The 21,081-nt window shown below is 69.1% G+C and carries 21 protein-coding genes; 10 read left to right on the forward strand and 11 right to left on the reverse strand.

Annotated elements, in window-relative coordinates; genetic code table 11:
* Positions 1–31: 31 nt before the first annotated feature.
* Both JFC09_RS03100 and JFC09_RS03105 read right to left on the reverse strand, forming a co-directional pair.
* Entirely contained in the window at positions 32–946 is a 915-nt protein-coding gene (locus JFC09_RS03100) for a D-isomer specific 2-hydroxyacid dehydrogenase family protein (RefSeq protein ID WP_198392488.1), read from the reverse strand.
* Complete coding sequence (locus JFC09_RS03105) at positions 943–2,568, reverse strand: nuclease-related domain-containing DEAD/DEAH box helicase (RefSeq protein ID WP_198392489.1); 1,626 nt, start codon at positions 2,566–2,568, stop codon at positions 943–945. Before JFC09_RS03105 ends, JFC09_RS03100 begins: the two co-directional genes overlap by 4 nt.
* Before the next feature lie 82 nt (positions 2,569–2,650).
* Here JFC09_RS03105 and JFC09_RS16645 point away from each other — a divergent pair, with 82 nt between their 5' ends.
* On the forward strand, positions 2,651–4,420 hold the full coding sequence (locus tag JFC09_RS16645; RefSeq protein ID WP_269770437.1) for a molybdopterin-dependent oxidoreductase: 1,770 nt from the start codon (positions 2,651–2,653) through the stop codon (positions 4,418–4,420).
* Positions 4,421–4,491: 71 nt separating this feature from the next.
* Here JFC09_RS16645 and JFC09_RS03115 read toward each other — a convergent pair whose 3' ends face one another.
* On the reverse strand, positions 4,492–4,884 hold the full coding sequence (locus tag JFC09_RS03115) for a type II toxin-antitoxin system PemK/MazF family toxin (protein ID WP_332839622.1): 393 nt from the start codon (positions 4,882–4,884) through the stop codon (positions 4,492–4,494).
* Positions 4,830–5,087, reverse strand: a complete 258-nt coding sequence (locus tag JFC09_RS03120) for a hypothetical protein (RefSeq protein WP_198392491.1) — start codon at positions 5,085–5,087, stop codon at positions 4,830–4,832. Before JFC09_RS03120 ends, JFC09_RS03115 begins: the two co-directional genes overlap by 55 nt.
* 211 nt (positions 5,088–5,298) lie before the next feature.
* Here JFC09_RS03120 and JFC09_RS03125 point away from each other — a divergent pair, with 211 nt between their 5' ends.
* From JFC09_RS03125 to JFC09_RS03135, 3 genes are all read left to right on the forward strand, one after another.
* Positions 5,299–6,036 carry a fasciclin domain-containing protein gene (locus JFC09_RS03125; RefSeq protein ID WP_408610936.1) on the forward strand — a complete coding sequence of 246 codons (738 nt, stop codon included), beginning with the start codon at positions 5,299–5,301 and terminating at the stop codon, positions 6,034–6,036.
* A 144-nt stretch (positions 6,037–6,180) separates the two neighbouring features.
* Positions 6,181–6,867 (forward strand): sigma-70 family RNA polymerase sigma factor, encoded by a 687-nt coding sequence (locus tag JFC09_RS03130; protein ID WP_198392492.1) that lies wholly within the window; start codon positions 6,181–6,183, stop codon positions 6,865–6,867.
* Positions 6,864–7,757 (forward strand): anti-sigma factor domain-containing protein, encoded by an 894-nt coding sequence (locus JFC09_RS03135; protein WP_198392493.1) that lies wholly within the window; start codon positions 6,864–6,866, stop codon positions 7,755–7,757. The genes JFC09_RS03130 and JFC09_RS03135 overlap by 4 nt, the downstream gene beginning before the upstream one ends.
* Positions 7,758–7,858: 101 nt before the next feature.
* Here the strand turns inward: JFC09_RS03135 and JFC09_RS03140 are convergent, their stop codons facing one another.
* From JFC09_RS03140 to JFC09_RS03165, 6 genes are all read right to left on the reverse strand, one after another.
* Positions 7,859–9,388: a tripartite tricarboxylate transporter permease gene (locus JFC09_RS03140; RefSeq protein WP_198392494.1), complete on the reverse strand. Its 1,530-nt coding sequence runs from the start codon at positions 9,386–9,388 to the stop codon at positions 7,859–7,861.
* A 1-nt stretch (position 9,389) separates the two neighbouring features.
* Positions 9,390–9,977: a tripartite tricarboxylate transporter TctB family protein gene (locus tag JFC09_RS03145; protein WP_198392495.1), complete on the reverse strand. Its 588-nt coding sequence runs from the start codon at positions 9,975–9,977 to the stop codon at positions 9,390–9,392.
* The gene (locus JFC09_RS03150; protein ID WP_198392496.1) at positions 9,974–10,972 is read right to left on the reverse strand and encodes a Bug family tripartite tricarboxylate transporter substrate binding protein; all 999 of its coding nucleotides are present in this window, start codon (positions 10,970–10,972) and stop codon (positions 9,974–9,976) included. The genes JFC09_RS03145 and JFC09_RS03150 overlap by 4 nt, the downstream gene beginning before the upstream one ends.
* 158 nt (positions 10,973–11,130) lie before the next feature.
* Complete coding sequence (locus JFC09_RS03155) at positions 11,131–11,895, reverse strand: GTP pyrophosphokinase (protein ID WP_198392497.1); 765 nt, start codon at positions 11,893–11,895, stop codon at positions 11,131–11,133.
* Positions 11,896–12,040: 145 nt separating this feature from the next.
* Positions 12,041–12,586, reverse strand: a complete 546-nt coding sequence (locus JFC09_RS03160) for a MaoC family dehydratase (RefSeq protein WP_198392498.1) — start codon at positions 12,584–12,586, stop codon at positions 12,041–12,043.
* 308 nt (positions 12,587–12,894) lie between these two features.
* The gene (locus JFC09_RS03165) at positions 12,895–14,370 is read right to left on the reverse strand and encodes a TM2 domain-containing protein (RefSeq protein WP_232483029.1); all 1,476 of its coding nucleotides are present in this window, start codon (positions 14,368–14,370) and stop codon (positions 12,895–12,897) included.
* A 165-nt stretch (positions 14,371–14,535) separates the two neighbouring features.
* On the opposite strand from JFC09_RS03165, the gene JFC09_RS03170 reads away from it, so the two are divergent.
* A complete protein-coding gene (locus tag JFC09_RS03170; RefSeq protein WP_198392499.1) occupies positions 14,536–14,862 on the forward strand; it encodes a hypothetical protein in 327 nt (108 codons plus the stop codon).
* A gap of 3 nt (positions 14,863–14,865) precedes the next feature.
* The gene (locus JFC09_RS03175) at positions 14,866–15,471 is read left to right on the forward strand and encodes a class I SAM-dependent methyltransferase (RefSeq protein WP_198392500.1); all 606 of its coding nucleotides are present in this window, start codon (positions 14,866–14,868) and stop codon (positions 15,469–15,471) included.
* A gap of 101 nt (positions 15,472–15,572) precedes the next feature.
* Here the strand turns inward: JFC09_RS03175 and JFC09_RS03180 are convergent, their stop codons facing one another.
* On the reverse strand, positions 15,573–16,355 hold the full coding sequence (locus JFC09_RS03180; protein WP_332839623.1) for an IclR family transcriptional regulator: 783 nt from the start codon (positions 16,353–16,355) through the stop codon (positions 15,573–15,575).
* A 127-nt stretch (positions 16,356–16,482) separates the two neighbouring features.
* On the opposite strand from JFC09_RS03180, the gene JFC09_RS03185 reads away from it, so the two are divergent.
* The 4 genes from JFC09_RS03185 to JFC09_RS03200 all read left to right on the forward strand — a co-directional run bounded on the left by JFC09_RS03185 (position 16,483) and on the right by JFC09_RS03200 (position 20,993).
* Complete coding sequence (locus JFC09_RS03185) at positions 16,483–17,658, forward strand: acyl-CoA dehydrogenase family protein (protein ID WP_198392501.1); 1,176 nt, start codon at positions 16,483–16,485, stop codon at positions 17,656–17,658.
* A gap of 14 nt (positions 17,659–17,672) precedes the next feature.
* The gene (locus tag JFC09_RS03190; RefSeq protein ID WP_198392502.1) at positions 17,673–18,821 is read left to right on the forward strand and encodes an acyl-CoA dehydrogenase family protein; all 1,149 of its coding nucleotides are present in this window, start codon (positions 17,673–17,675) and stop codon (positions 18,819–18,821) included.
* Entirely contained in the window at positions 18,800–20,062 is a 1,263-nt protein-coding gene (locus JFC09_RS03195; RefSeq protein WP_332839624.1) for a CaiB/BaiF CoA transferase family protein, read from the forward strand. The genes JFC09_RS03190 and JFC09_RS03195 overlap by 22 nt, the downstream gene beginning before the upstream one ends.
* A gap of 64 nt (positions 20,063–20,126) precedes the next feature.
* Complete coding sequence (locus JFC09_RS03200) at positions 20,127–20,993, forward strand: crotonase/enoyl-CoA hydratase family protein (protein WP_198392503.1); 867 nt, start codon at positions 20,127–20,129, stop codon at positions 20,991–20,993.
* The last annotated feature ends 88 nt before the right edge of the window (positions 20,994–21,081 follow it).

The following is a 21,081-nucleotide window of genomic DNA, read 5'->3' on the forward strand; positions in this document are numbered from 1 at the left end:
CGAGGTCGAGTGTCACCGCTGGCGGCGCAGCTCAATACTGACGCTCGAGGTCGATGACCGCTGCGAGGGGCTCCCCGGCGGCGAACGCCCTGATGTTGTGCTCGACGTGACGCGCCAGATTCGCATTCATGTTCGGCGTGGGATTTGCGACGTGTGGGGTGAGGAGTGCGTTCGGCAGCGTCCACAGCGGGTGGCCGTCAGGTAGCGGCTCCTGTTCGAAGACGTCCAGGCCCGCCGCAGACAGACGACCTGTCTGCAGGGCGCTCACCAGCGCCTCGGTGTCGACCAGGCCGCCACGCGCGATGTTCACGAGAACCCCGTCAGACCCCAGTGCCGCGATCTGGTCCGCGCCGATGAGGTGTCGTGTGCTCTGCGTCGAAGCCCCCGCGATGATTGCGTCGTCGGCCCGTGCGAGGACGCCATCAAGGTCCGCGGAGGTGTGGGTCGCCACTGCTCCCTCGACCGGGTTCCCGCTGCGGTTGACCGCGATCGCAGAAGCGCCCAGCGCTTTCAGGAGCGGGATCGTTGCGCGGCCGATCGAACCAGCCCCCACGATGGCGACCGTCCGGCCGCGCAGCGACCGCACGGCGGACCACGTCTCGTCCTTCAGCCACGTCGAGGCGCGAGCCATGCGTGGGAACAGGCGCAGTGACGCGAGCAGTAGTGCGACGGCGTGCTCCGCGACATCGTCGGTGTACGCGCCCACGGCGGACGTCCACGTGCGGGAAGAGTCGATCCGTCCGCTCGCGAACCACGCCTCCACCCCGGCGGACTTCAGCTGCACCCAGCGGATCCGTGCAGGCAGGTCGTCGGGGAAGTCGGTCGGTGTCCCCGTCCACACGAGAGCGTCGGCGTGCGAGAGGGCCGCGGGTCGGGCACCGGCGGCGTCGATCGCCGCATCGAGTTCCGGGGTGGAAGAGGGCAGCACGGCGATCGAGACAGTCATGACTTCACCGTAGCGTCACGGATCGCCGCGATCTCCTCCATGTCGCCCACGACGACCAGCTTCGTCGTCGCCCGGGAGATCCCGGTGTAGAGCATCTTCGGGGCGCGGTCCTGGTCGCGGATCCCGTTGACGCACAGGACGACGGCGGGCCGTTCGAGTCCCTTGAAACCCAGGACGTGGCCGTAGAACACGTCCTCCTGCGCGAAGAACTGCTCCCAGTAGTCGGCGTGGCCGTGCGCGTCGACGGAGTTCTTGTGCTCGGGGTGCCGGCGGCCGGTCGTGAGCAGCGCGATGTCGCCGGGCACCCACCCCTCGTCCATGAGGCGTTCGACGGCGTCGTCCGCCGCGTCGACGGAGTCCGACTCGCCGCACTCCACCCATTCGACGTCGAACGCGTGGTCGTTGCGCACGATCGAGGCCTCCGTCGACAGGTGTGAGAGGACCTCCGCGATCTGCACGGAGTTGCGCAGGTTCTCGTCCAGCTGGAACGGGCTCAGCGAGATGGGGGCGTCGCCTTCGCGGGGGAACAGCCGCTGCTGCTCGTCGGTGAACGCGTAGAGGGTGCCCTCGACCTGGTTGCGGAGGCACGATTGGACGGCCTCCCACCACAGCGAGGAGAAGTCCTGGCCCTCGTCGATGACGATCGCGTCGAACAGTTCGCGCCGGGGCCGGTCGTCCGCGCGGCGCTTGAGCTCCGTCGGCAGCCGCACCTCCCAGAAGTCCGAATCGTCGTCGGCACCTTCTTCCGCTCCCCACGTGAACGCGAGGTCGTGGAAGAGACCCGTGTAGGCCGGGCGCTCCTCGTGCGGCCACTGCGCCACCGCGAGCTGCAGGTACCTGCCCAGACCGCGCGAATAGCACATGAGCGCGACCTTCTTCCCCTCCAGCACGAGGGAGCGGGCCTTCATGAGCGCGAGGTGGGTCTTGCCGGTGCCCGCCCCACCGCTGATCTGCGCCCGAGGGTGGTGCCGGAGGACCCGCAGCAGCCGCTCCTGCTCGATCGCCAGCGAATCCGCGGTGTCCTCGATCTGCCGCGCGAACAGGGGCACGTTCTCCATCGCCGCGTGCGTCCGCCGCAGGGTGCGGATCGTGGGGTCGATCGGGATGAACGGGGAGTCCAGGTCCGGGTCGAAGGCCTCCGTGAGCAGCGCGGCGATCCGCTCGCCCAGGACGTCCAGATCTCTGCCGTCGAACAGTCTGTCCCGCGGCGCGTCCGGCACGTCCCAGTCGTCGGGCAGGAACGTGTACGGGAGGACCGCGGCGTGCACGACGGGTGTGAACACGACGGACAGCCTGTCCCTGAGGTACTTGTACAGCGTGTTCTTCCCGATCATCGCCTGTTCGAGCGGTGAGCGCCGCAGCGGGTGGCGGGCGTGGGCGCTGCCCGTGTACCAGCGGCCGTCGTCGATCCCGACGACGCCGCCCTTCACCTCGAGGACCAGCGCGCCCCGTCCGGGCCACAGGACGAGGACGTCGATCTCCACGTCGCTGCGGTCGTCGGTGAGGCGCTGCCCGTGGAGGAGGACGACGTCGTCCGGGAGCTGAGCTGTGAGCTTCTCCCACACGACGCGCTCCGCCGGGGACGATGCGAAGTCCGGCTCGTCAAGAATGCAGTGCGGCATGACCGAAGCGTAACCGGGCACTGTGCGCAGTGGTCCTCCCACGCCGAACCATCCGATCCGCGATCGGCTCCGAACCCCCCACATGGAACCCCCGAACCGCCCCCGGCACCACGGTGACGCGCACTCCCGGAGCCGCAGCGACCCGCACTCCCGGCCCCGTCGCGACCCGCGCACCTGGTTCCGCACCCCGCTCCGCACCTGGTTCCGCAGCGGGATGCGCCCACAGACCCGGACCCGAGCCTTCGCCTCAGGGCTCGCAGCGACGCTCGTCTTCCTCGGCACCGCGGACGTGCTCGCCCGCCTGCTGGGGGCCTCGACGTCCCCGCTCACCGCGGTGGGTCTGCTGGTCATCCGCGTGATGCCGACCGATCTCGTGAAGCTCGCCATCTCCCTCTTCGGGGAGGCGGACAAGCTGGTCCTCGTCCTCTCCGTGGGGCTCGCGGGGCTGGTGATCGGCGGGTTTGCGGGGCTCCTCCTCCGCACCCGGCCCCGGACCGCACTGCTCGCCCTCACCGCCGCCGAGGCCGCACTCACCCTCCTCGTCGCCCTCCGCCCCGAATCCGGGGCCGGCGACGTCATCGCCGCGGCGCTGGGTGCTGTGCTGGGCGCGTTCGCGTTCCTGCTGCTCCTGCGCGCCGGGACCGGTTACCGGTCCGGAGGACACCCGAACTCGCGGGTCCTCCGCACCAGTAACCGGTCCCCGGAGGATGACGGGCGCGATGGGCGTGGCGGACTCGACGGACGCGACGGACCCGCCGGGCGCGGGGGGAGTGGTGCCCCGACGGGGAGGCGCGGCTTCTTCACCCTGGCGGGGGCGGCGGTGCTCGTGGGGTCGGTGGGGATCGCGTGCGGGCGGACGATCACCGCAGTGGGCAAGGGCGCGGCGGAAGCGGCCCGTCGCATCGTGCTCCCGGCGCCGGCGGTGCCCGCACCCGCGGTGCCGGACGGCGCGGAGGTGGGCGTGGACGGGGTCGCGCCCTTCACGACGGCGCAGGAGGACCTCTATCGGATCGACACGGCGCTCGTGCCGCCCAGCATCGATCCGGACACGTGGGAGCTGCGGGTCGACGGGCTGGTCGAGGAGCCCTTCACCCTCACGTTCGACGACCTGCTGGCGATGCGGCTGGAAGAACACCGCATCACGCTCACCTGCGTGTCCAACCCGGTGGGCGGCGACCTGCTGGGGACGGGCACGTGGACCGGCATGCCGATCCGTGAACTGCTGGACCGTGCGGGCGTTCTGCCGGAGGCGGACATGGTGCTGTCGCACTCGATCGACGGGTTCACGGCCTCGACCCCGCTCGAGGCGATGACGGACGACCGCGCCTCCCTCGTCGCGGTGGGCATGAACGGGGAACCGCTCACGGAGGTGCACGGCTTCCCCGCACGCCTCATCGTGCCGGGGCTCTACGGGTTCGTGTCCGCGACGAAATGGGTGACGCGGATCGAGGTCACCCGGTTCGACCGGGCGGAGGCGTACTGGACGCAGCGGGGATGGGACGCGGAGGCGCCGATCCTCGTCGCTTCCCGGATCGACGTGCCGCGGGGGCTGGAGAAGATGAGCGCCGGTGATGTCGTCGTCGCAGGATCGGCGTGGGCGCAGCAGCACGGGGTGGAGTCCGTGGAGGTGCGGCTGGACGACGGCGACTGGCAGTCCGCGGACGTGGGTGCGGAGGCGAACATCGACTCGTGGCGGCAGTGGCGCATGACGCTCGCGGACGTGGAGCCCGGCCGGCACTCCGTCACGGTGCGGGCCACCGACCGCAGCGGGACCGTGCAGACGGACGAGCGCCGCGACCCCATCCCGAACTCGGCCACAGGCCATCACCGCGTCGAGTTCCGCGTGGAGTGAGGGCGGGACTCCGATAGAGCACTCTCACGCATGTGCGGCCGAGCTGCGAGTGATCTCTCGGAGAGGTTGCTTCAGTCGAACAGGAAGTCGTACAACCACGCACGGACGTCGTGGAGACAGTCCGGAGCCACGGAACCCGTCACCCTGGTGATTCTTGTTCGTGACACGGTTCGCACTTGTTCGGTCATGGCGAACGAAACAGTAGAGAGCCCCGTCGACCGGCCCCGGACCTGCACGTGATTGAGCCACCCACGATCGGTGGATGTCACGGGAACAACAGAGACAAGTGCGTCCACGGTTTCCAGCGCATTCTCACTCGAGACGACGATGCACGGACGTCGTCCGCCCTGCTCTCGCCCCTCTGCCGGGTCAAGGAGGACCCATGCGACAGCGCCGGGGAACAGCGCCGTCATCGCGCGGAGTAATCGTCGTGGGGGAGACCGTCGCCGCTTGTGGTGTCCCATTCAGCGACTTCACGCTCGTACTCCACGAGGAGTGCTGGGTCGGTGGCGTGGATATCCGCTCGTAGTCTGGCAAACCGCTGATCCCGTTCTTCGCGCTCAGCCAGTGCCTGCAGATGTTCCCCCAGCGTGCGGCCATAGCTCTCCGCCTGAGCCTTGAGACGGTCGCGGACCGTCGCATCAACTTTGATCGTCGTGAGTGTCATACCAGCAGTATGACTCGAAGCGGTGGTGGCGTCGAGGCTCGGCCGGCGTCACCGGTTCGAAACTTCCAGAAAGAATCCCCATCCGACCCATCCACCCCACGGACCGCTCCGAACCAGGGGTACACAGCGGAACATCGCACACCGCGAGACGGTGGCCCACCACAGGACGGTGGACCCACCCCACGCCGCTGGACGACGAAGGAGCACGACGATGAAGACAGCAACTGCGGCCAGGACCATGACGACGAGGTCCATGGCGACCCGGGCATTCGCGACCGTCGGCATCAGCGCGATCGGCCTGCTGGGCCTGAGTGCCTGCGGCGGCTCCATGGACGACGGCGCCGAGGATTCCGGTGCGGAGCAGTCGCAGGAGGCCGGTGACGGCATGGAGTCCGACGGCGCCTCCGACGACGGCATGGACGACGGCATGGAGACCGAGGAGGGGTCGATGGACATGGACCTCGTGGGCTCCGGCTGTGAAGCGTATGCGGAGGAGGTGCCGGACGGTGACGGTTCCGTCGAGGGCATGGCACAGGACCCGGTGGCGGTCGCCGCGTCGAACAACCCGATGCTCACGATGCTGACGAAGGCGGTGTCCGGTGAGCTCAATCCGGACGTCGACCTCGTCGACACGCTCAACGGCGACGAGTTCACTGTCATCGCACCGACTGATGATGCGTTCGCGGAGATCCCGGAAGACGATCTGAATGCGCTCGCCGAGGATTCGGAGGCACTCACGGAGGTGCTCACCTACCACGTGATCCCGGGTCAGCTGAGCCCCGACGAGATCGCCGGTGAGCACGAGACGGTGCAGGGCGACATGGTGACGATCGAGGGTGAGGGCGAGGACATGATGTTCGACGACGCCTCGCTGGTCTGCGGCGGCGTGGCCACCGCGAACGCGACCGTCTACATGGTCGACGGCGTGATGATGCCCAGCGGCATGTGACGGTCGGTGCACGACCCCTTCCCCTCTCCACAGCCCCGGGGCGGTCCGATCGACGACGGTTCGGTCGGGCCGCCCCGCGGACGTGCCCTCCCTGGGCGGCGAGTCGTCACCGGGATCGGCAAGGCACCATGTGATGCTGGTTCCATGACGTCCCCCACGCCCGAGGTCCCGGAGACTTCCGGTGCCGGCGCACCCGGCGAGGGCACCCCTGCTGGCGGTGCCCCGGGTGACGGTGTCTCCGACGACGGTGTCTCCCGTGATGGCACCTCTCGTGACGGCGCTGATCCCGACCGCTGCGGGCAGCTGCTGAGTCGGATCCGCGACGGCGACGACTCCGCGTTCGAACCCCTCTTCCGCGAATACGGCGGTGTGATGCTCGCGGCGATCGTCCGCATCGTGCGGGACAGGTCGCTGGGCGAAGAGGTGCTGCAGGAGTGCTTCACGGAGATCTGGAAGCGCGCGACGGCCTTCGACTCCACACGCGGGTCCGGCCGGGGCTGGATCATCACCCTCTGCAGACGACGAGCGATCGACTGCGTGCGGTCCGTCCAGTCCCAGCGGGATCGGGATGTGGCGCAGGGAGTCGGACAGTTGGGTGGAGTCGGGGAGCCGGCGGAGGACACGGCGATCGCGCGGGCGGAGGCGACGCGGACCGCGACGGCGCTGCGCGACCTGGGCGGGGACCAGGCGTCGGCGATCGCGCTCGCCTACTACGAGGACATGTCACACGCGCAGATCTCGGAAGCGCTCGACGTCCCCCTGGGAACCGTGAAGTCCCGCATCAGGGATGGTATGACGAAGCTCAAGACGATGTTGGAGGGAGGGCGATGAGCATGGACCGGGCTGACCGCGAGTACCTCGCCGCCGGATTCGCTCTGGGCGGTCTGTCCGATGACGACCTCGCCGCCGCACAGCATCTCCTCGAGTCGGACCCGTCCTTCCGTCGCGAGGTCGCCGAGTACGAGGACTCGTTCGCGGGCCTCGCGGAGACCGACGCGCCCCTGACCGTGAGCAAGGACGCCGAGGCCGCGATCCTCGCGATCCCGCGGACCGAGGGCGGGCAGTCGGCTTCCGGCGGACCCCCGTCGGCTGAGCGCTCGTCGGCCGGCCCTCCGACGACAGAGGCCTCTGCGGTAGCAAAGGACTCTGAGACCGCAGGGGATTCTGAGGCAGCAAGGCACTCTGAGACAGCAAGGGACTCTGACACGGTGGGGGACCAGCCCGTGTCGCTCGATGCACTCCGCGCGTCGCGGCGGACGTGGCGCGTGGTCGCCGGTGTGGCCGCTGCGGCAGCGGTCGTCGCGATCGCCGGTCTGGGCGGCGCGCTCCTCCACGTGGCGGGGGAGCAGCGGGATCTCGATGAATCACTTGCGCAGTCGCAGGAGGAACTGGACCGGACCGAGCGGCTGCTGAGCGCGTCCGATGTCCGCACGGACACGGTGGATCTGGGGGACGACGGCCGGATGACGGTCGCCTGGTCCGTCAGCGAACAGGTGTTCCAGGTCCGGCCTCACGGCGCGCCGACCGTGTCGGAGGATCGTGTCATGCAGCTGTGGCTCATCGACGACAGCGGCGCCCACAGCGTCGGGTTCCTCGCGGAGGAGGCCGTCTACGTCGACGGCTCGGAGTTCACGGACGGTGCACTCGTGGGAGTCACCGAGGAGCCGGTGGGCGGATCGCCGCAGCCCACCTCGGACCCCCTGGCGGTCGTGGAGCTGTAAGAGAGGGCGGGACCGGCGCACGATGCACCGGTCCCGCCCTTCTGATCTCTGTGTCGCCCGTGCGATCGCGGCCCCGCCCAGTCGGCGGGATCAGCCGTCGCTCAGCTGTCCACGTCCGTCATCGCGTTGCCGCGTGCCTTGCGGCGCTGTGCGAGCTTGCCGTACAGCGACAGGAACACGACGACACCCAGCACGATGTAGAGGATCGCGGTGATCCAGCTGCTCACGAGGACGGCGTAGTCGCCGTTCGAGCTCAGCAGCGCGTCGCGCAGGCTGGACTCCGCGAGCGGACCCAGGACCATGCCGATCATGAGCGGTGCCAGCGGGATGTCGAAGCGACGCATCATGAAGCCGACGATCCCGATGGCCAGCAGCATCCCCAGGTCGAACACGTTGTTCGACGTCGCGTAGATGCCCAGCGCACAGAACACGGTGATGCCCGCGTACAGGTAGGGCTTGGGGATGAGCAGAAGCTTCGCCCACAGCGGCGCGAACGGCAGGTTGAGGATCAGCAGGACGACCATCGCGATGAAGAAGCTCGCGAGCAGACCCCACACCAGATCCGGCGCACGATCGAACAGCAGCGGGCCCGGCTGCAGGCCGTACTGCTGGAACGCGGCGAGCATGATCGCCGCAGTCGCGGACACCGGCAGACCCAGCGCCAGCAGGGACGCCATGGCGGTGCCGGTCGTGGCGTTGCCGGCGGCCTCGGGCGCGGCCAGACCGCGGATCGCACCCGAGCCGAACTGGTTGCGACCGCTGCTCTTGTCGAGGCGCCGCTCCAGGCCGTAGGCCATGAAAGTGGGGACCTCGGAACCGCCCACCGGGACGACACCGAAAGGCAGGCCGATGCCCGTGCCGCGCAACCAGGCGGGGGTCGCCTCGCGGAACTCCCGCTTCGACAGGAAGGGGCGGCCCGACGCGACCATGACCATGGATTCGGGGTCGCGACGCAGACGGGAGGCGACACGGAAGACCTCGCCCAGGGCGAGGACCGCAACCGTGACGGTCACCAGCGAGATGCCGTCGAACAGCTCCGGGACGCCGGAGGTGAAGCGCTCCGTCCCGGTGACCGAATCGATGCCGACCACCGCGATGGCGAGACCCAGCACGAGGGACGCCAGCCCCTTGAGGACGGAGTCGGACACGACGGACGACGTCGCGACGAAAGCGAACAGCGCGAGCGCGAAGTACTCCGCCGGGCCGAACACCGCGGACAGCGACGCGAGCGCCGGTGCGAGGAACACGACGAGGATCGAGGAGATCATGCCACCGGTGAACGCGCCGATCGCCGCAGTCGCGAGCGCCTGGGGCGCGCGCCCGGCCCGTGCCATCTTGTGGCCTTCGAACGTCGACGCGATCGCGGACCCCTGACCCGGGGTGTTCATGAGGATCGCCATCGTCGAATCGCCGAACAGACCGCCGAAGTAGACACCGGCGAACATGATGAACGCGCCGGTGGGGTCGAGCGCGAACGTCATGGGCAGCAGCAGGGCCACCGCCATCGACGAACCGAGGCCCGGCAGGACGCCCACCGCGGTGCCCAGCAGGCAGCCGACCAGCACCCACAGCATGTTCATGGGGGTCAGCGCGGAGCCGAACCCGTCGATCAGTGAGAGAACAGAATCCATGTCAGCGTCCTCCTCCGAAGATGAGTCCGCTGGGCAGGTCCACTGCCAGGGCGACTCCGAAGATCAGGTAGATGGTGCTCGAGAAGAGGAGCCCCAGGGAGATGTCGAAGAAGTAGCGCGTCGAACCCATCGAACGGGCGATGCACCAGAACAGCACGGCCGCCGCGAGGACCCAGCCGATCGGCAGGAGCAGCGCGATGAACACCGCGAAGCCGCCCACGGCCCACGCCAGCCGCGGCCAGTCGGTGTACCAGGCGTGCACCTTCCCGACCTCGGCGGCGTCGGTGAGCACCGCCATCTCCGGCGGCTGCGGCTTCCGGATGATGTCGATGGCCAGGAGCGCCGCGATCGCGTAGAGCGCGACGATGATGAGACCCGGCACGAACTGGGGGCCGGGACGGTCCACGTCCTCCGCCACATCCATCGTGAACTGGCTGATGAGCATGTAGGTCGCGATCACCACCATGAGCAGGGGGATCGCGAGCCCCGCACGGCCGGTCCACCAGCCGTGGTCCTTCACCTCTTCCGTGCCGTACACCTGCGGGTCGATCGACTGACCCGCCTCCACTTCCTGCAGTTCGTCGCTCACAGTCCCAGCTCCTCGAGCAGCTTCGCGGTCTTCTCGTCGTCCTCTGCGATGAAGCGTTCGAGGTCCTCGCCCGTCTCCCACACATCCGTCCACGCATTGCGTTGCAGGGCGTCCTGCCATTCCGGTGTCTCGCGCATCTCTTCGAGGAGCGCGAGCTGCTGGTCGAACTCCTCGTCCGGGACGTCCTTCGTCGCGAGCATGCCGCGCCAGTTCGACAGCTCCACGTCGTAGCCCTGCTCGATGATCGTGGGGATGTCGGTCCCCTCGATCCGCTCCGGACCCGTCACGCCCACGGCGCGGACGCGGCCCGCTTCGATCTGGTCGGACACCTCGTTGTAGCCGGTCGACGCGTAGTCCGCGGTGCCGTTGAGGAGCGCCTGGATCGCCTCACCCCCACCCGACTTCGGGATGAACGTGATCTCGCTGGCGTCCAGTCCGCCCGCCAGGGCGAGTTCGGCGACGACGAGGTGGTCCAGAGATCCCGCGGAGCCCCCGGTCCACGGGTGCGCCTTCGGGTCCTCCGACCATTCCGCCAGCAGGTCCTCGACCGATTCGACGGGGGAATCCGCGGGGACGATGACGACGTCGTAGTCCTCCGCGATCTTCGCGATGGGGCGCACGTCGTCCCACCCCACGGAGGAGTCGTTGATGAGGATGCCGCCGGTCATCGCGGAGCCGGTGGCGAGCAGAGTGTCCGACCGGTTGCCCATCGTCGTGAAGCGGGCCAGTCCGATGGTGCCGCCGGCACCCGGGATGTTGACGACCTGGGCATTGCCGACCAGCCCGGCCGAACGCATCGCCTGCTGCTGTTCACGGACGAACCCGTCCCAGCCGCCGCCCGGGCCCGCCGGTGCGATGAGGGTGAGGTTCGCGGTGATGTCCGGCGCCGCGGTCGCCTTCTTCACGGACACCGTCATCGCCGCGACGACGACCACCGCAGTGATGATCGCGTAGACGGCGAGGACGGTGCGCCGGACGCCTGATGACGTCTTCATGGGGGCCTCTTCCTGGCGGAGTGGGTCTGTCCGAGAGAAGGGAGCGGACGCTGCAGTGTCGCCGGCCGGCCCCCGAGTCGGGCCAACTTTAGCGCGTTCTGTGAGGACCTGGGTAAATCCCTGGTCACGGATGTGAGAGGCGGACCGGCACTGCCGGACTACTTCTGTGTGCGCTCCCAGAGACGACGCAGCAGCTCTTCGCCGAACCCGTCGATCATCACCTCAGGCGCGTCGTCGGTATCGCCGTCGCCGTGCACCTCGCGGTGGAGCTCCTCCATCGTGCGGTCCAACTGCCCGGCCGTATCCGCGGCCGCCGCGAGGCTCGCAGAGAGATGGTCGGGGACATTCCCGTCGTACTTGTACTGGATCTTGTGGTCCAGGCTCGCCCAGAAGTCCATGGCGATCGTGCGGATCTGCACTTCCACCGGCACCGGGACGGGGCCGGACGTGAGGAAGACCGGGACCTCGAGGATCAGGTGCACGCTCTTGTACCCGCTGGGTTTGGGATCCGCGATGTAGTCCTTAATCGTGAGCACCCGCAGATCCGTCTGCGCCATGAGCGCCTCGAGGACCTGATAGGTGTCGGGGATGAAGCTGCAGACGATGCGCACCCCGGCGATGTCGGTGATGCCCTCACGGATCGCTGCCGGCGTGAGGTCCAGGTCGTACCGCAGCGCCTTGTCGAGGATGCTCGCCGGCGTCTTCACGCGGGACTCGACGTGCTCGATCGGGTTGTAGCGATGCAGGTGCACGAACTCGTTCCGCAGGATGGAGACCTTCGTGAGCACCTCGTCGGCTGCGGACCGGTACTCCATGCGGAGGCGGACGAACTCGTCCCGCATCTCCCGGACCATCCGCATGCTCGCCGGTCCCAGCGCGGGCGAGGATCCCTGCCACGGCACCAGAGGCTGTTCGTCCGTCATGCCGAGACCTCTTTCGCCGGGAAGGGTGTGGAGAGCGCGAAGCGCGTCGTTCGCATCTTCCCATAAGGGGAGTGACCACACGGAGACGGGCCGCAGGAGGGAACCTCCTGCGGCCCGTCGACCTCAGCGGGCTGGGACCGAAGTGTCAGGCGTCGGTGCCTGCCGCCTCGGCGTCCTTCGCGGCGTACTTCTCCTCGAGCTTCGCGATGCGCTCCGCATTGGGGCCGTGGCCCTTCTTGTAGACCATGGCGGTGCGCTCGAAGGAGCAGACGACCTCGTCGCGCTGGTTGTAGCCCTCCGTGTGGACGGTGACCATGCCCATCGTCGGACGGGACTTCGATTCGCGGACACCCAGCACCGTCGAGCGGGAGCGGATGGTGTCGCCCTCGAACACCGGCTTGGGCAGGCTGATCTTCTCCCACGCGAGGTTCGCGAACACGTTCTGCGAGATGTCCGTGACCGTCTGCCCGGTCACCAGCGCCAGCGTGAAGGTGGAGTTCACGAGCGGCTGGCCGAACTCCGTGTTCGCGGCGTACTCGTGGTCGAAGTGCAGCGGCGCGGTGTTCTGCGTGAGCAGCGTGAACCACGAATTGTCCGTCGTGGTCACCGTGCGGCCCAGCGGGTGCTCGAAGACGTCACCCACGACGAAATCCTCGAAATAGCGGCCGTTCCATCCGTAGTGCGTCGTCATGCTCGGTTCCTCCGTGCCTGGGGTGCGAGTGTGAAGCCGGTGGCTTGCACGGCTCCGGCCCGGCGGGGTCGGAGCGTGATCGCCACCATCGTACGGAGACCGCACCGGTCGGGGCGCGGCCGACCGTATGGCAGACGACGGTCCGCTCCGTGAACCGCGTGTGGCACCCCGGAATGAGCGTGCGGTCCTCCGTGCACCACGTGCGACGCCCCTGAAAGCAGTGAGGCTCCCCTGAAGGACCAGGGGAGCCTCACGCCGGGGTGGACGCTGATCAGTCCGGAGGCGATCCGGACTGATCAGCGGGTGGATCAAGAGGTGGAGATCGTCCAATCGCCGTCCGCGTCCACGACGACGACCGACGGCCCCTCGACAAGATCGCCGGACCCCGAGTAGTCGCCGATCTCATTGACGACGAGGTTCGGGTAGTCGCCGCCCTCCTGGCTGATGATGAAGTTGCTTTCGCCGTGGTGCTCGAGGTCGACCTCGGCGTCTGGACCGTCGTAGAGGAAGACCTTCGCGCCGGACCCGGACTCGGGGAGCTCAGGGGCGTCGGCGACAGGCATGATCTTCAGTTCCCAGTCGTCATCCGCGTTGACGCGGATGGCTGTGGGTGTCCGGGAGTTGTAGTCCTCGAGCCCGACGACGGACTGCCCGGTCTGACCGGTGGAGAGCCACACGGAGTTCGACCCCGTGATGTCGCCGCTGTCGTCGACTCCCTGCGCGCTGATGCTGTAGTTGTCGCCGGTGTCCGTGATGGTGAAGATCGCTGCGGTGACGCCGTCGGGCAGCGCGACGAGATCATCGCCTGAGCCGGTGACGGTCTCGGCATCGAACGTGCCGTACGTGGAGTCGGCCCAGTCCGCTGCGGCGCCTGATGCCGGCTCGTCGCCCTGCGCGTCGTCAGCCTGTGTGTCGCCGCCTGCCGTGTCATCGGCGGCATCGTCCTGCGTTCCGTCGTCCTGATTGGAGTCATCGGACGTCGTCGTGTCGTCCGTGGACGGCGGCGTGCTGTTGCTGAAGGTGACGATGCCGGTGGTGGTGAGCACGACGAACAGGATGATGTTGAGGACGATGCCCAGCAGCCAGACGCCGATCGTGATGATCCACGCCTTCTTCTTGTGACGGTCGTAGCCGGCGAGCGGGCGGCCCTCACGGTCCTTCGTCGCGCCGATGAGATGCATGATGAGGTCGATGAGCGCCCAGACGCCCAGACCGCCCGCGGTGAGCAGCTTCGCGATCGCGGTGCCGATCTTGCCGAGGTAGAAGCGGTCTGCACCGAGCGTTCCCAGCAGCCAGCCCAGCAGCCACGTGACGACGAACGACTTGTCCGATTCGCCCTGTGCCGCACCGTATCCGCCGATCGGCGCGAACTGCTGCTGCTCTCCGCCGTACGGGCTCGCGGCGAACTGCTCGGAGGGCGCTCCGTACTGCTGCGGCTGCGAGCCGTAGTGTCCCTGGTCCCCGTACTGGCCCTGCTGCGGGTCGTACTGGCCGGCACCGTACTGACCGGTTCCGTACTGGCCCTGGTCCCCGTACTGCTGCGCACCGTACTGGCCCTCCCCGTACTGCGGCGCGCCGTACTGGCCGGCGCCGTAGGAGTCCGTGGGCTGGGAGCCGTACTGCCCCTGCGGGGGGCCGTACGGCGGCTGTGCCTGCGGGTCGGGCCCTGATCCGTACTGCTGCGTGCCGGATTCGTAGGCAGACATGGGCAGGCCCGTGTTCGGGTTGTACTGGGGTTCGCCGCTGTCGGCGGACCCGGGAGGGCCGTAGGGCGGTTGTGACATGGGGTCTTCCTCTTCGACTGTGAGGCGGCCCGTTCCATGTGTGGTGTGCGGTCCGCCCGGCGTGGGATCGGCACAAGTCTGTCATGTCCGGCGCACATCGCCAGGTTCATCGTGTTGCAGGATCGCCATGCACCCGCGCCCGAGGCGGTCGATAGACTCCCAGCCATGAGCAACGAACCGATCTTCAAGGATGCACACGACGTGTCGACCGCCCCTGTTGTCGCACTTGGGCTGCTGGGCGGCTACCTCACCGCTCGGGAGACGACGATCCGCCCGCTGGGCGGTGCTGTGCTCGCCGCCGCAGGCGCCTATGCGGGCCGCACATGGTTCACGAAGAAGGGTGCGGCGACGACTGTCGGTCTGTCCGCCGCCTACCTGCTGGGCTTCGGGCTGTCGCACCCGCTGGCGAAGAAGATCGGTCCGTGGCCCGCGGTGCTGTCTGTCACCGCTGCGGCGGCCGCGGCCTCGTACCTGCTGGTGGATCGGGACTGACGCGTGGCGGGACACGGAAACCTCTGGACCGAGGCGCTGGCACGCAACCCGGAGCATTCGAAGAACTACGCGGAGCGGTGGCGTCGCATCGCGGATTCCGGGCAGGACATCTACGGGGAGGCCCGCCTCATCGATGCGATGGCCGAGCGGGGGGCGCGGATCCTCGACGCGGGCTGCGGCACCGGGCGGATCGGCGGCTGGCTCTCGGAGCGCGGCCACACCGTCGTCGGTGTGGATCTGGATCCTTACCTCATCGAGGTGGCACAGGCGGACTACCCCGACGCCACGTGGCACGCGAGGGACCTGGGGGAGATGGACCTGCGCCAGCCCTATGGTGATCGCATCCGCTTCGACCTCGTCGTCATGGCGGGCAACGTCATGGCGTTCGTGGCGGAGGACGAGCGGCGCACCGTGCTGGAGCGCATCGCCGACCACATGTACCCGGACAGCCGGTTCGTCTGCGGGTTCGGCGCCGGTCGCGGCTACTCGTTCGACGAATTCTTCGCCGACGCGGAGGCCGCCGGGCTCACCCTCGACCTGCGTCTGGGCACGTGGGACGTGAAGCCTCCGTCGGAGGACTTCGTCGTCGCCGTCTTCACCCCCCGGTGATCCTCAGCCCTGGACGGCCTTCCGCTCACCGGCCCTGGAAGTCATTCCGCCTTCCGTGAGGCGGAACAGGCCCCTGAGGCGGAACAGGGCGCGGTGCACTTTCACCGCACCGCGCCCCACCGCTCCCGCTTCTCGCGCAGGAAGTCGACGATGGCGTCGGCGCGGGCATTCACCTCGTCGTGGTCGCCGATGCACGCGACGGCGGCGACCGTGCGGCCGCCTGCCTTCACGGCGGTCGCGATGCCCTCGATCTCCACTTCGGACACGTCGGGCGTGACGACGAGCCCGTCGCTCTCGATCGTCGGCAGGTCCTCGAGGAACCGCTCCACCAGCGGCTGATCCTGTTCGCGTGCGGTGCTGAGCCTGCTCCACAGGTCGCGCCGCTCCATCCCCGCCAGCAGCACCCACCCGCTGGAGCACCTCAGCAGCGACCTCTTCACGTAGTTCTCCGCGAGGTACGCGTACGTCGGGCTCGTCGAGGCATGGTCGACGTAGTAGAGGTCCGCACCCACGAGGATCCCCAGCACCGTCGTCATGCCCGTCTGCTCGTGGATCTCCACGAGGTCGTTGTGCGTGACGACGTCTGAGGCCGGTGTGCCCGCCAGGCGTGTGAGGAAGTGCGGGGCCGGGCCCAGCGTGTAGAGCCTGTCGCGCTCCTCGAGGTACCCGGTCGCGACGAGCCCGTTGGCCAGTCCCTGCACGGAGCTGAGCGGCGCGTCGAGGATCCGCGCGATCTCCGTGAGGCTCGCGCCGTGGGGGCGCCGGGCTGCCAGGTCGAGGATCTCTGCGACGCGGTCGATCATCCGGTGCCGCGGTCGCGGCTTCGCACCCGAGGGTGGAACGGGAGCCTGCACGAAGCCTCCAGGGGTCAGGGTCTTTCGCACAGTGTAGAAGCGTGCCAGTCGACACCGCAATTAGGTAGACGAATCCAGAGCTGCGTACTACGGTGTGAGGCGAGTCGCACGGGACACTCCTGTGTGCGACCACGACGACGATTGAGGAGACACCCGGATGAGCGGACATCTCGTCCCGCAGCTCGTCACCGAGGGCGAACAGGCCCGCGCGCTCAGGTTGGAGGTCCGTGCATTCCTCCGGGAGGAGATCGCGGCGGGCTCCTTCACCCCGTGGGTCGACACGTGGCTGACCCGCTGGGACAACGACTTCACGAAGAAGCTCGCGGCGCGCGGCTGGGTCGGCATGACGATCCCCACGGAGTACGGCGGCCACGGCCGCACGTTCCTCGAGCGGTTCGCCGTGACGGAGGAGCTGCTGGCGGTGGGTGCACCGGTCGCGGCCCAGTGGATCGCGGACCGTCAGATCGCGCCTTCACTGCTGCGGTTCGGCACAGAGGAGCAGAAGCAGGCGTTCCTGCCGAAGATCACGAAGGGCGAGCTGTGCTTCGGCATCGGCATGTCCGAACCGGAATCCGGGTCCGACCTGGCAAGCGTCCAGACGAAGGCGCGGAAGGTGGACGGAGGCTGGCGGGTCACCGGCCGCAAGACGTGGACCTCCGGCGGGCACGTCGCTGACGGGTTCTTCGCCCTGGCCCGCACGGAACCGCTGGACACCTCGAACCGCCACGCGGGCCTGTCCCAGTTCATCGTGGACCTGCGCGCCGACGGGGTGAGCATCGACCCGATCATCGCGATGAACGGCAGCCACCACTTCAACGAGGTCACCCTCGACAACGTGTTCATCCCCGATGACCGAGTGCTGGGCACCCCGGGCGACGGCTGGCACCAGGTCACCTCGGAGCTCGCGTTCGAGCGCAGCGGCCCCGAACGCTTCCTGTCGACCTTCGTGCCGTTCGAGGAGGCCCTCGCCCACCTGCGCGCCACCAGTGCCGGCACCACCGGGACCGCACCCACGCAGCGGACGGGCGGTGCCCTGGGCCGTCACATCGCCCGCCTCACGGCGCTCCACCATATGTCGCTGTCCGTCGCCTCCAGCCTGCAGGCCGGTGAGAACGCGGACACCGCCGCGGCGCTCGTCAAGGTGCTGGGTACGACGGAGGAGGGCGACATCGCGGAGACCGTCGACCGGCTCGCCGGCGACTGCGCCGCAGACAACCCGAGGCTGCAGGACCTGGTCGACGGTGCACTCGCCCAGCGTCCCGGCTTCACGCTGCGCGGCGGGACGAACGAGGTGCTCCGCGGCGTGGTCGCCCGGAGCCTGGGCCTGCGGTGAGAGAGGACGACGCCATGACAGACGCACAGACCGCATCACAGACCGAGGCCGCATCGAGGATCGCCGACGCCGCGGAGGTCGCCGCCGAACTCCGCACACTCACCGCGGACATCTTCCGCGACGCGCAGGACGACCAGCCGGACACCGTCGACCGCCCCCTGGACCTCCAGGTGTGGGCGACGCTCGAGGAGACGGGCCTCGCCCGCCTCACCGGTCCCGAATCCGCAGGTGGCAGCGAGGCCGGTTGGCTCGAGACCGCCGCCGTGCTGGGGGAGGCCGCTGCTGCCGGGACGCCGCTGCCGCTGCTCGAGCACGACCTGCTGGCAGGCTGGCTGCGCGACACCGCGGGTCTGCCCGCCGAGGCCCCGGCCGGCACGGACTCAACCGGCACGTGGGCTTCGGGAGGCACCCCCACCTCGGGCGCAGGCGCACCGGCGACCGGCCCTGCCCTTTCCACCGCCGCCGAGGTCGTGGCCCCGGCCCGCGCGGTGACCGTCCCGTGGGTGCCGGCTGCGGCCTCGGTCGTGGTCCTCGACTCCTCGGGGAGCACACCGCAGGTGTACGAGATCGCGGTGGCCGACCTCGCGGTCGAGGAGCGTGAGGCGGTGGGCGGCGAGCCGCAGGCGGTCGTCGTGCTGCCGACCGCCGTCGACGGCGCGGTCGACGTGTCCGCGGAGGTCGCCCAGGAGTTCCACTATCGCGGCGCGCTGGGACGTGCCGTGCAGATCGCGGGTGCGGCGGAGGCGATCTCGCAGCTGTGCGTCGAGCACGTGACGACTCGGGTGCAGTTCGGCAGGCCGATCGGGAAGTTCCAGGCGGTGCAGCAGCTGGTCACGGACGTGGCGAGCGAAGCGGCGCTCACCCGCACCATCGTCGACCGCGCCGTGCTCACCGTGGCCGAACGCGGCATGCAGGACCCGGGCGCGCGCTTCCTCGTCGCCGCCGCGAAGGCGTGTGCGGGAGGTGCGGCGGAAGTCGTCGTCCGCAACGCCCACCAGATCCACGGCGCGATCGGGACCACCCTGGAGCACCCGATCCAGCGGCTCACCCGCCCCATCGTGGGATGGCGCCGCGAATTCGGGTCCACTGCGGAATGGGAAGCGCGACTGGAGGCCTACGTTGTGGAGGAAGGTGCAGACCTGTGGGAACTGATCACGACATGAACCGCCCGCTGGACGAGGCTCAGCCGGAGGGGGCTCAGCCGGAGGGGGCCAGGCCGCTCGACGGGATCACGGTCATCGACCTGTCCCGGGTGCTCGCGGGACCGCTGTGCGGGCAGATGCTCGCGGACCACGGCGCGGACGTCATCAAGGTGGAGCCGCCGAACGGTGATGACACGCGGACGTGGGGCCCACCGTTCCTGCCCGACGGATCCGGCGCGTACTTCTCCGGCCTCAACCGCAGCAAGCACAACGTGTCGCTGGACCTGCGCACGGACGCCGGCATCGAGGTGCTCGAGACGCTGCTGGCCGACGCGGACGTCCTCGTCGAGAACTTCAAGGCCGGCACGCTCGCGAAGTGGGGGCTCACCGACGACGTGATCGCGGAGCGGTACCCCCGTCTGGTGCACTGCCGGATCACCGGCTTCGGCACGGACGGCCCGCTGGGAGGCGCGCCCGGCTACGACGCGGTCCTGCAGGCGTACGGCGCCCTCATGAGCGTCAACGGGGAAGCCGCAGGTCCACCCACGCGTGTGGGTGTGCCGATCGTCGACATGATGACCGGCTACCTGTCGTTCTCCGGGATCCTCCTGGCACTGCGGGAGAGGGACCGCTCGGGGCGGGGGCAGCTCGTCGACGCGACGCTGCTGGACTCCGCCATCGCGATGCTCCACCCGCATTCCGCGAACCTGTTGAACGGCGGGACGGAACCGGTCCGGATGGGGTCGGCGCACAGCAATGTCGCCCCCTACGACGTGTACGACGTGGCGGACGGCCAGTTCTTCCTCGCCGTGGGCAACGACCGGCAGTTCCGCAGCTTCGCGGGACTCATCGGCCTGCCGGAGCTCGCCGACGACCCGCGGTTCCTCACGAATGCGGACCGGGTGCAGAACTACCCGGAACTCAAGGAGATCCTCGCGGACAAGCTCAAGGCCCTCGATCGGGAGACCCTGGGGAAGGACCTTCTGTCGCTCGGTGTGCCGGGCGGCCCCGTGCACCTCGTCTCGCAGGCGCTGGACGACCCGCAGGTCCGTCACCGCGGCATGGTGATCGAGGACGGCGACTACCGGGGGATCGGCAACCCGGTGAAGCTGGGGCGGACGCCTGCCGGGTTCCGGTGGGCGCCTCGGGCGAAGGGAGCGGACACCCGCGCGGTCCTCGAGAGGCACGGCTTCGACGAGGAGCGGATCGAGCGGCTCACGGAGACGGGCGCCGCAATCACCGCCGACACGGCGGACGACTGACCTCGCAAGGACAGAGACCCACATCGAGCAGCGGCGGCGTCTTCGCCGCGGACTAGGAGTCACCATGACAGCACAGACCCCCGAGACCAGTGGCACCGCAGGTACCACCGGCGCGGCCGGCAGCGGCACCACCAACGATGCGCTCCTCGTCGAGCGCGACGGCCACGTGGAGACGTGGACGCTCAACCGTCCCGACTCGCGGAACCCGATCTCCGACGACGACATGGTCGCGGCGATCGTCGACGCCGTCGACGCGGCGAACGCGAATCCCGAGGTGCGGGTCGTCATCCTCACCGGCGCAGGGAAGGCGTTCTCCGCCGGTGGCGACGTGAAGAAGATGCGGGACCGCGCCGGGATGTTCGGTGGCAAGCCCCACCAGATCCGCAACGGCTACCGCTACGGCATCCAGCAGATCCCCCTGGCACTGCAACGGCTCGACGTGCCGCTCATCGCGGCCGTCAACGGCCCGGCGGTGGGTGCCGGGTGCGATCTCACGGCGATGGCGGACATGCGGATCGCGTCGGAGACCGCATGGTTCGCGGAGTCGTTCGTGAAGCTGGGCATCATCCCCGGTGACGGCGGTGCGTGGTTCCTGCCGCGCCTGGTGGGCCCCGCACGCGCGGCGGAGATGACGCTCACCGGAGACCGGGTCGACGCGAAGACGGCACTCGAGTGGGGCCTGGTGTCGCGTGTCGTCGCGCCCGAGGACCTCATGGCGGAAGCGCGCGCGCTCGCCGACCGTGTCGCGGTCAACCCGCCGCACGCCGTGCGCATGGCGAAGAAGCTGCTGCGCGAATCCGACGGGTCGAGCCTGTCGTCGCTGCTGGAGCTGTCCGCCGCGATGCAGCCGCTGGCCCACCACGCCCCGGATCACGAAGAGGCGATCGAGGCGTTCCTCGACAAGCGGGACCCGCACTTCACCGGCGAGTGACCGCGGCGAGGCGTTCCGTCCGGGCAGCCTCCACGTCGCCCGGACGCAATGCGTTCCATGGCAGGGTGCGCCGCCAAGACGGAATGTT

Origin of the sequence: Brevibacterium yomogidense (genome assembly GCF_016107685.1) — a bacterium.
Lineage (GTDB): Bacteria > Actinomycetota > Actinomycetes > Actinomycetales > Brevibacteriaceae > Brevibacterium > Brevibacterium yomogidense.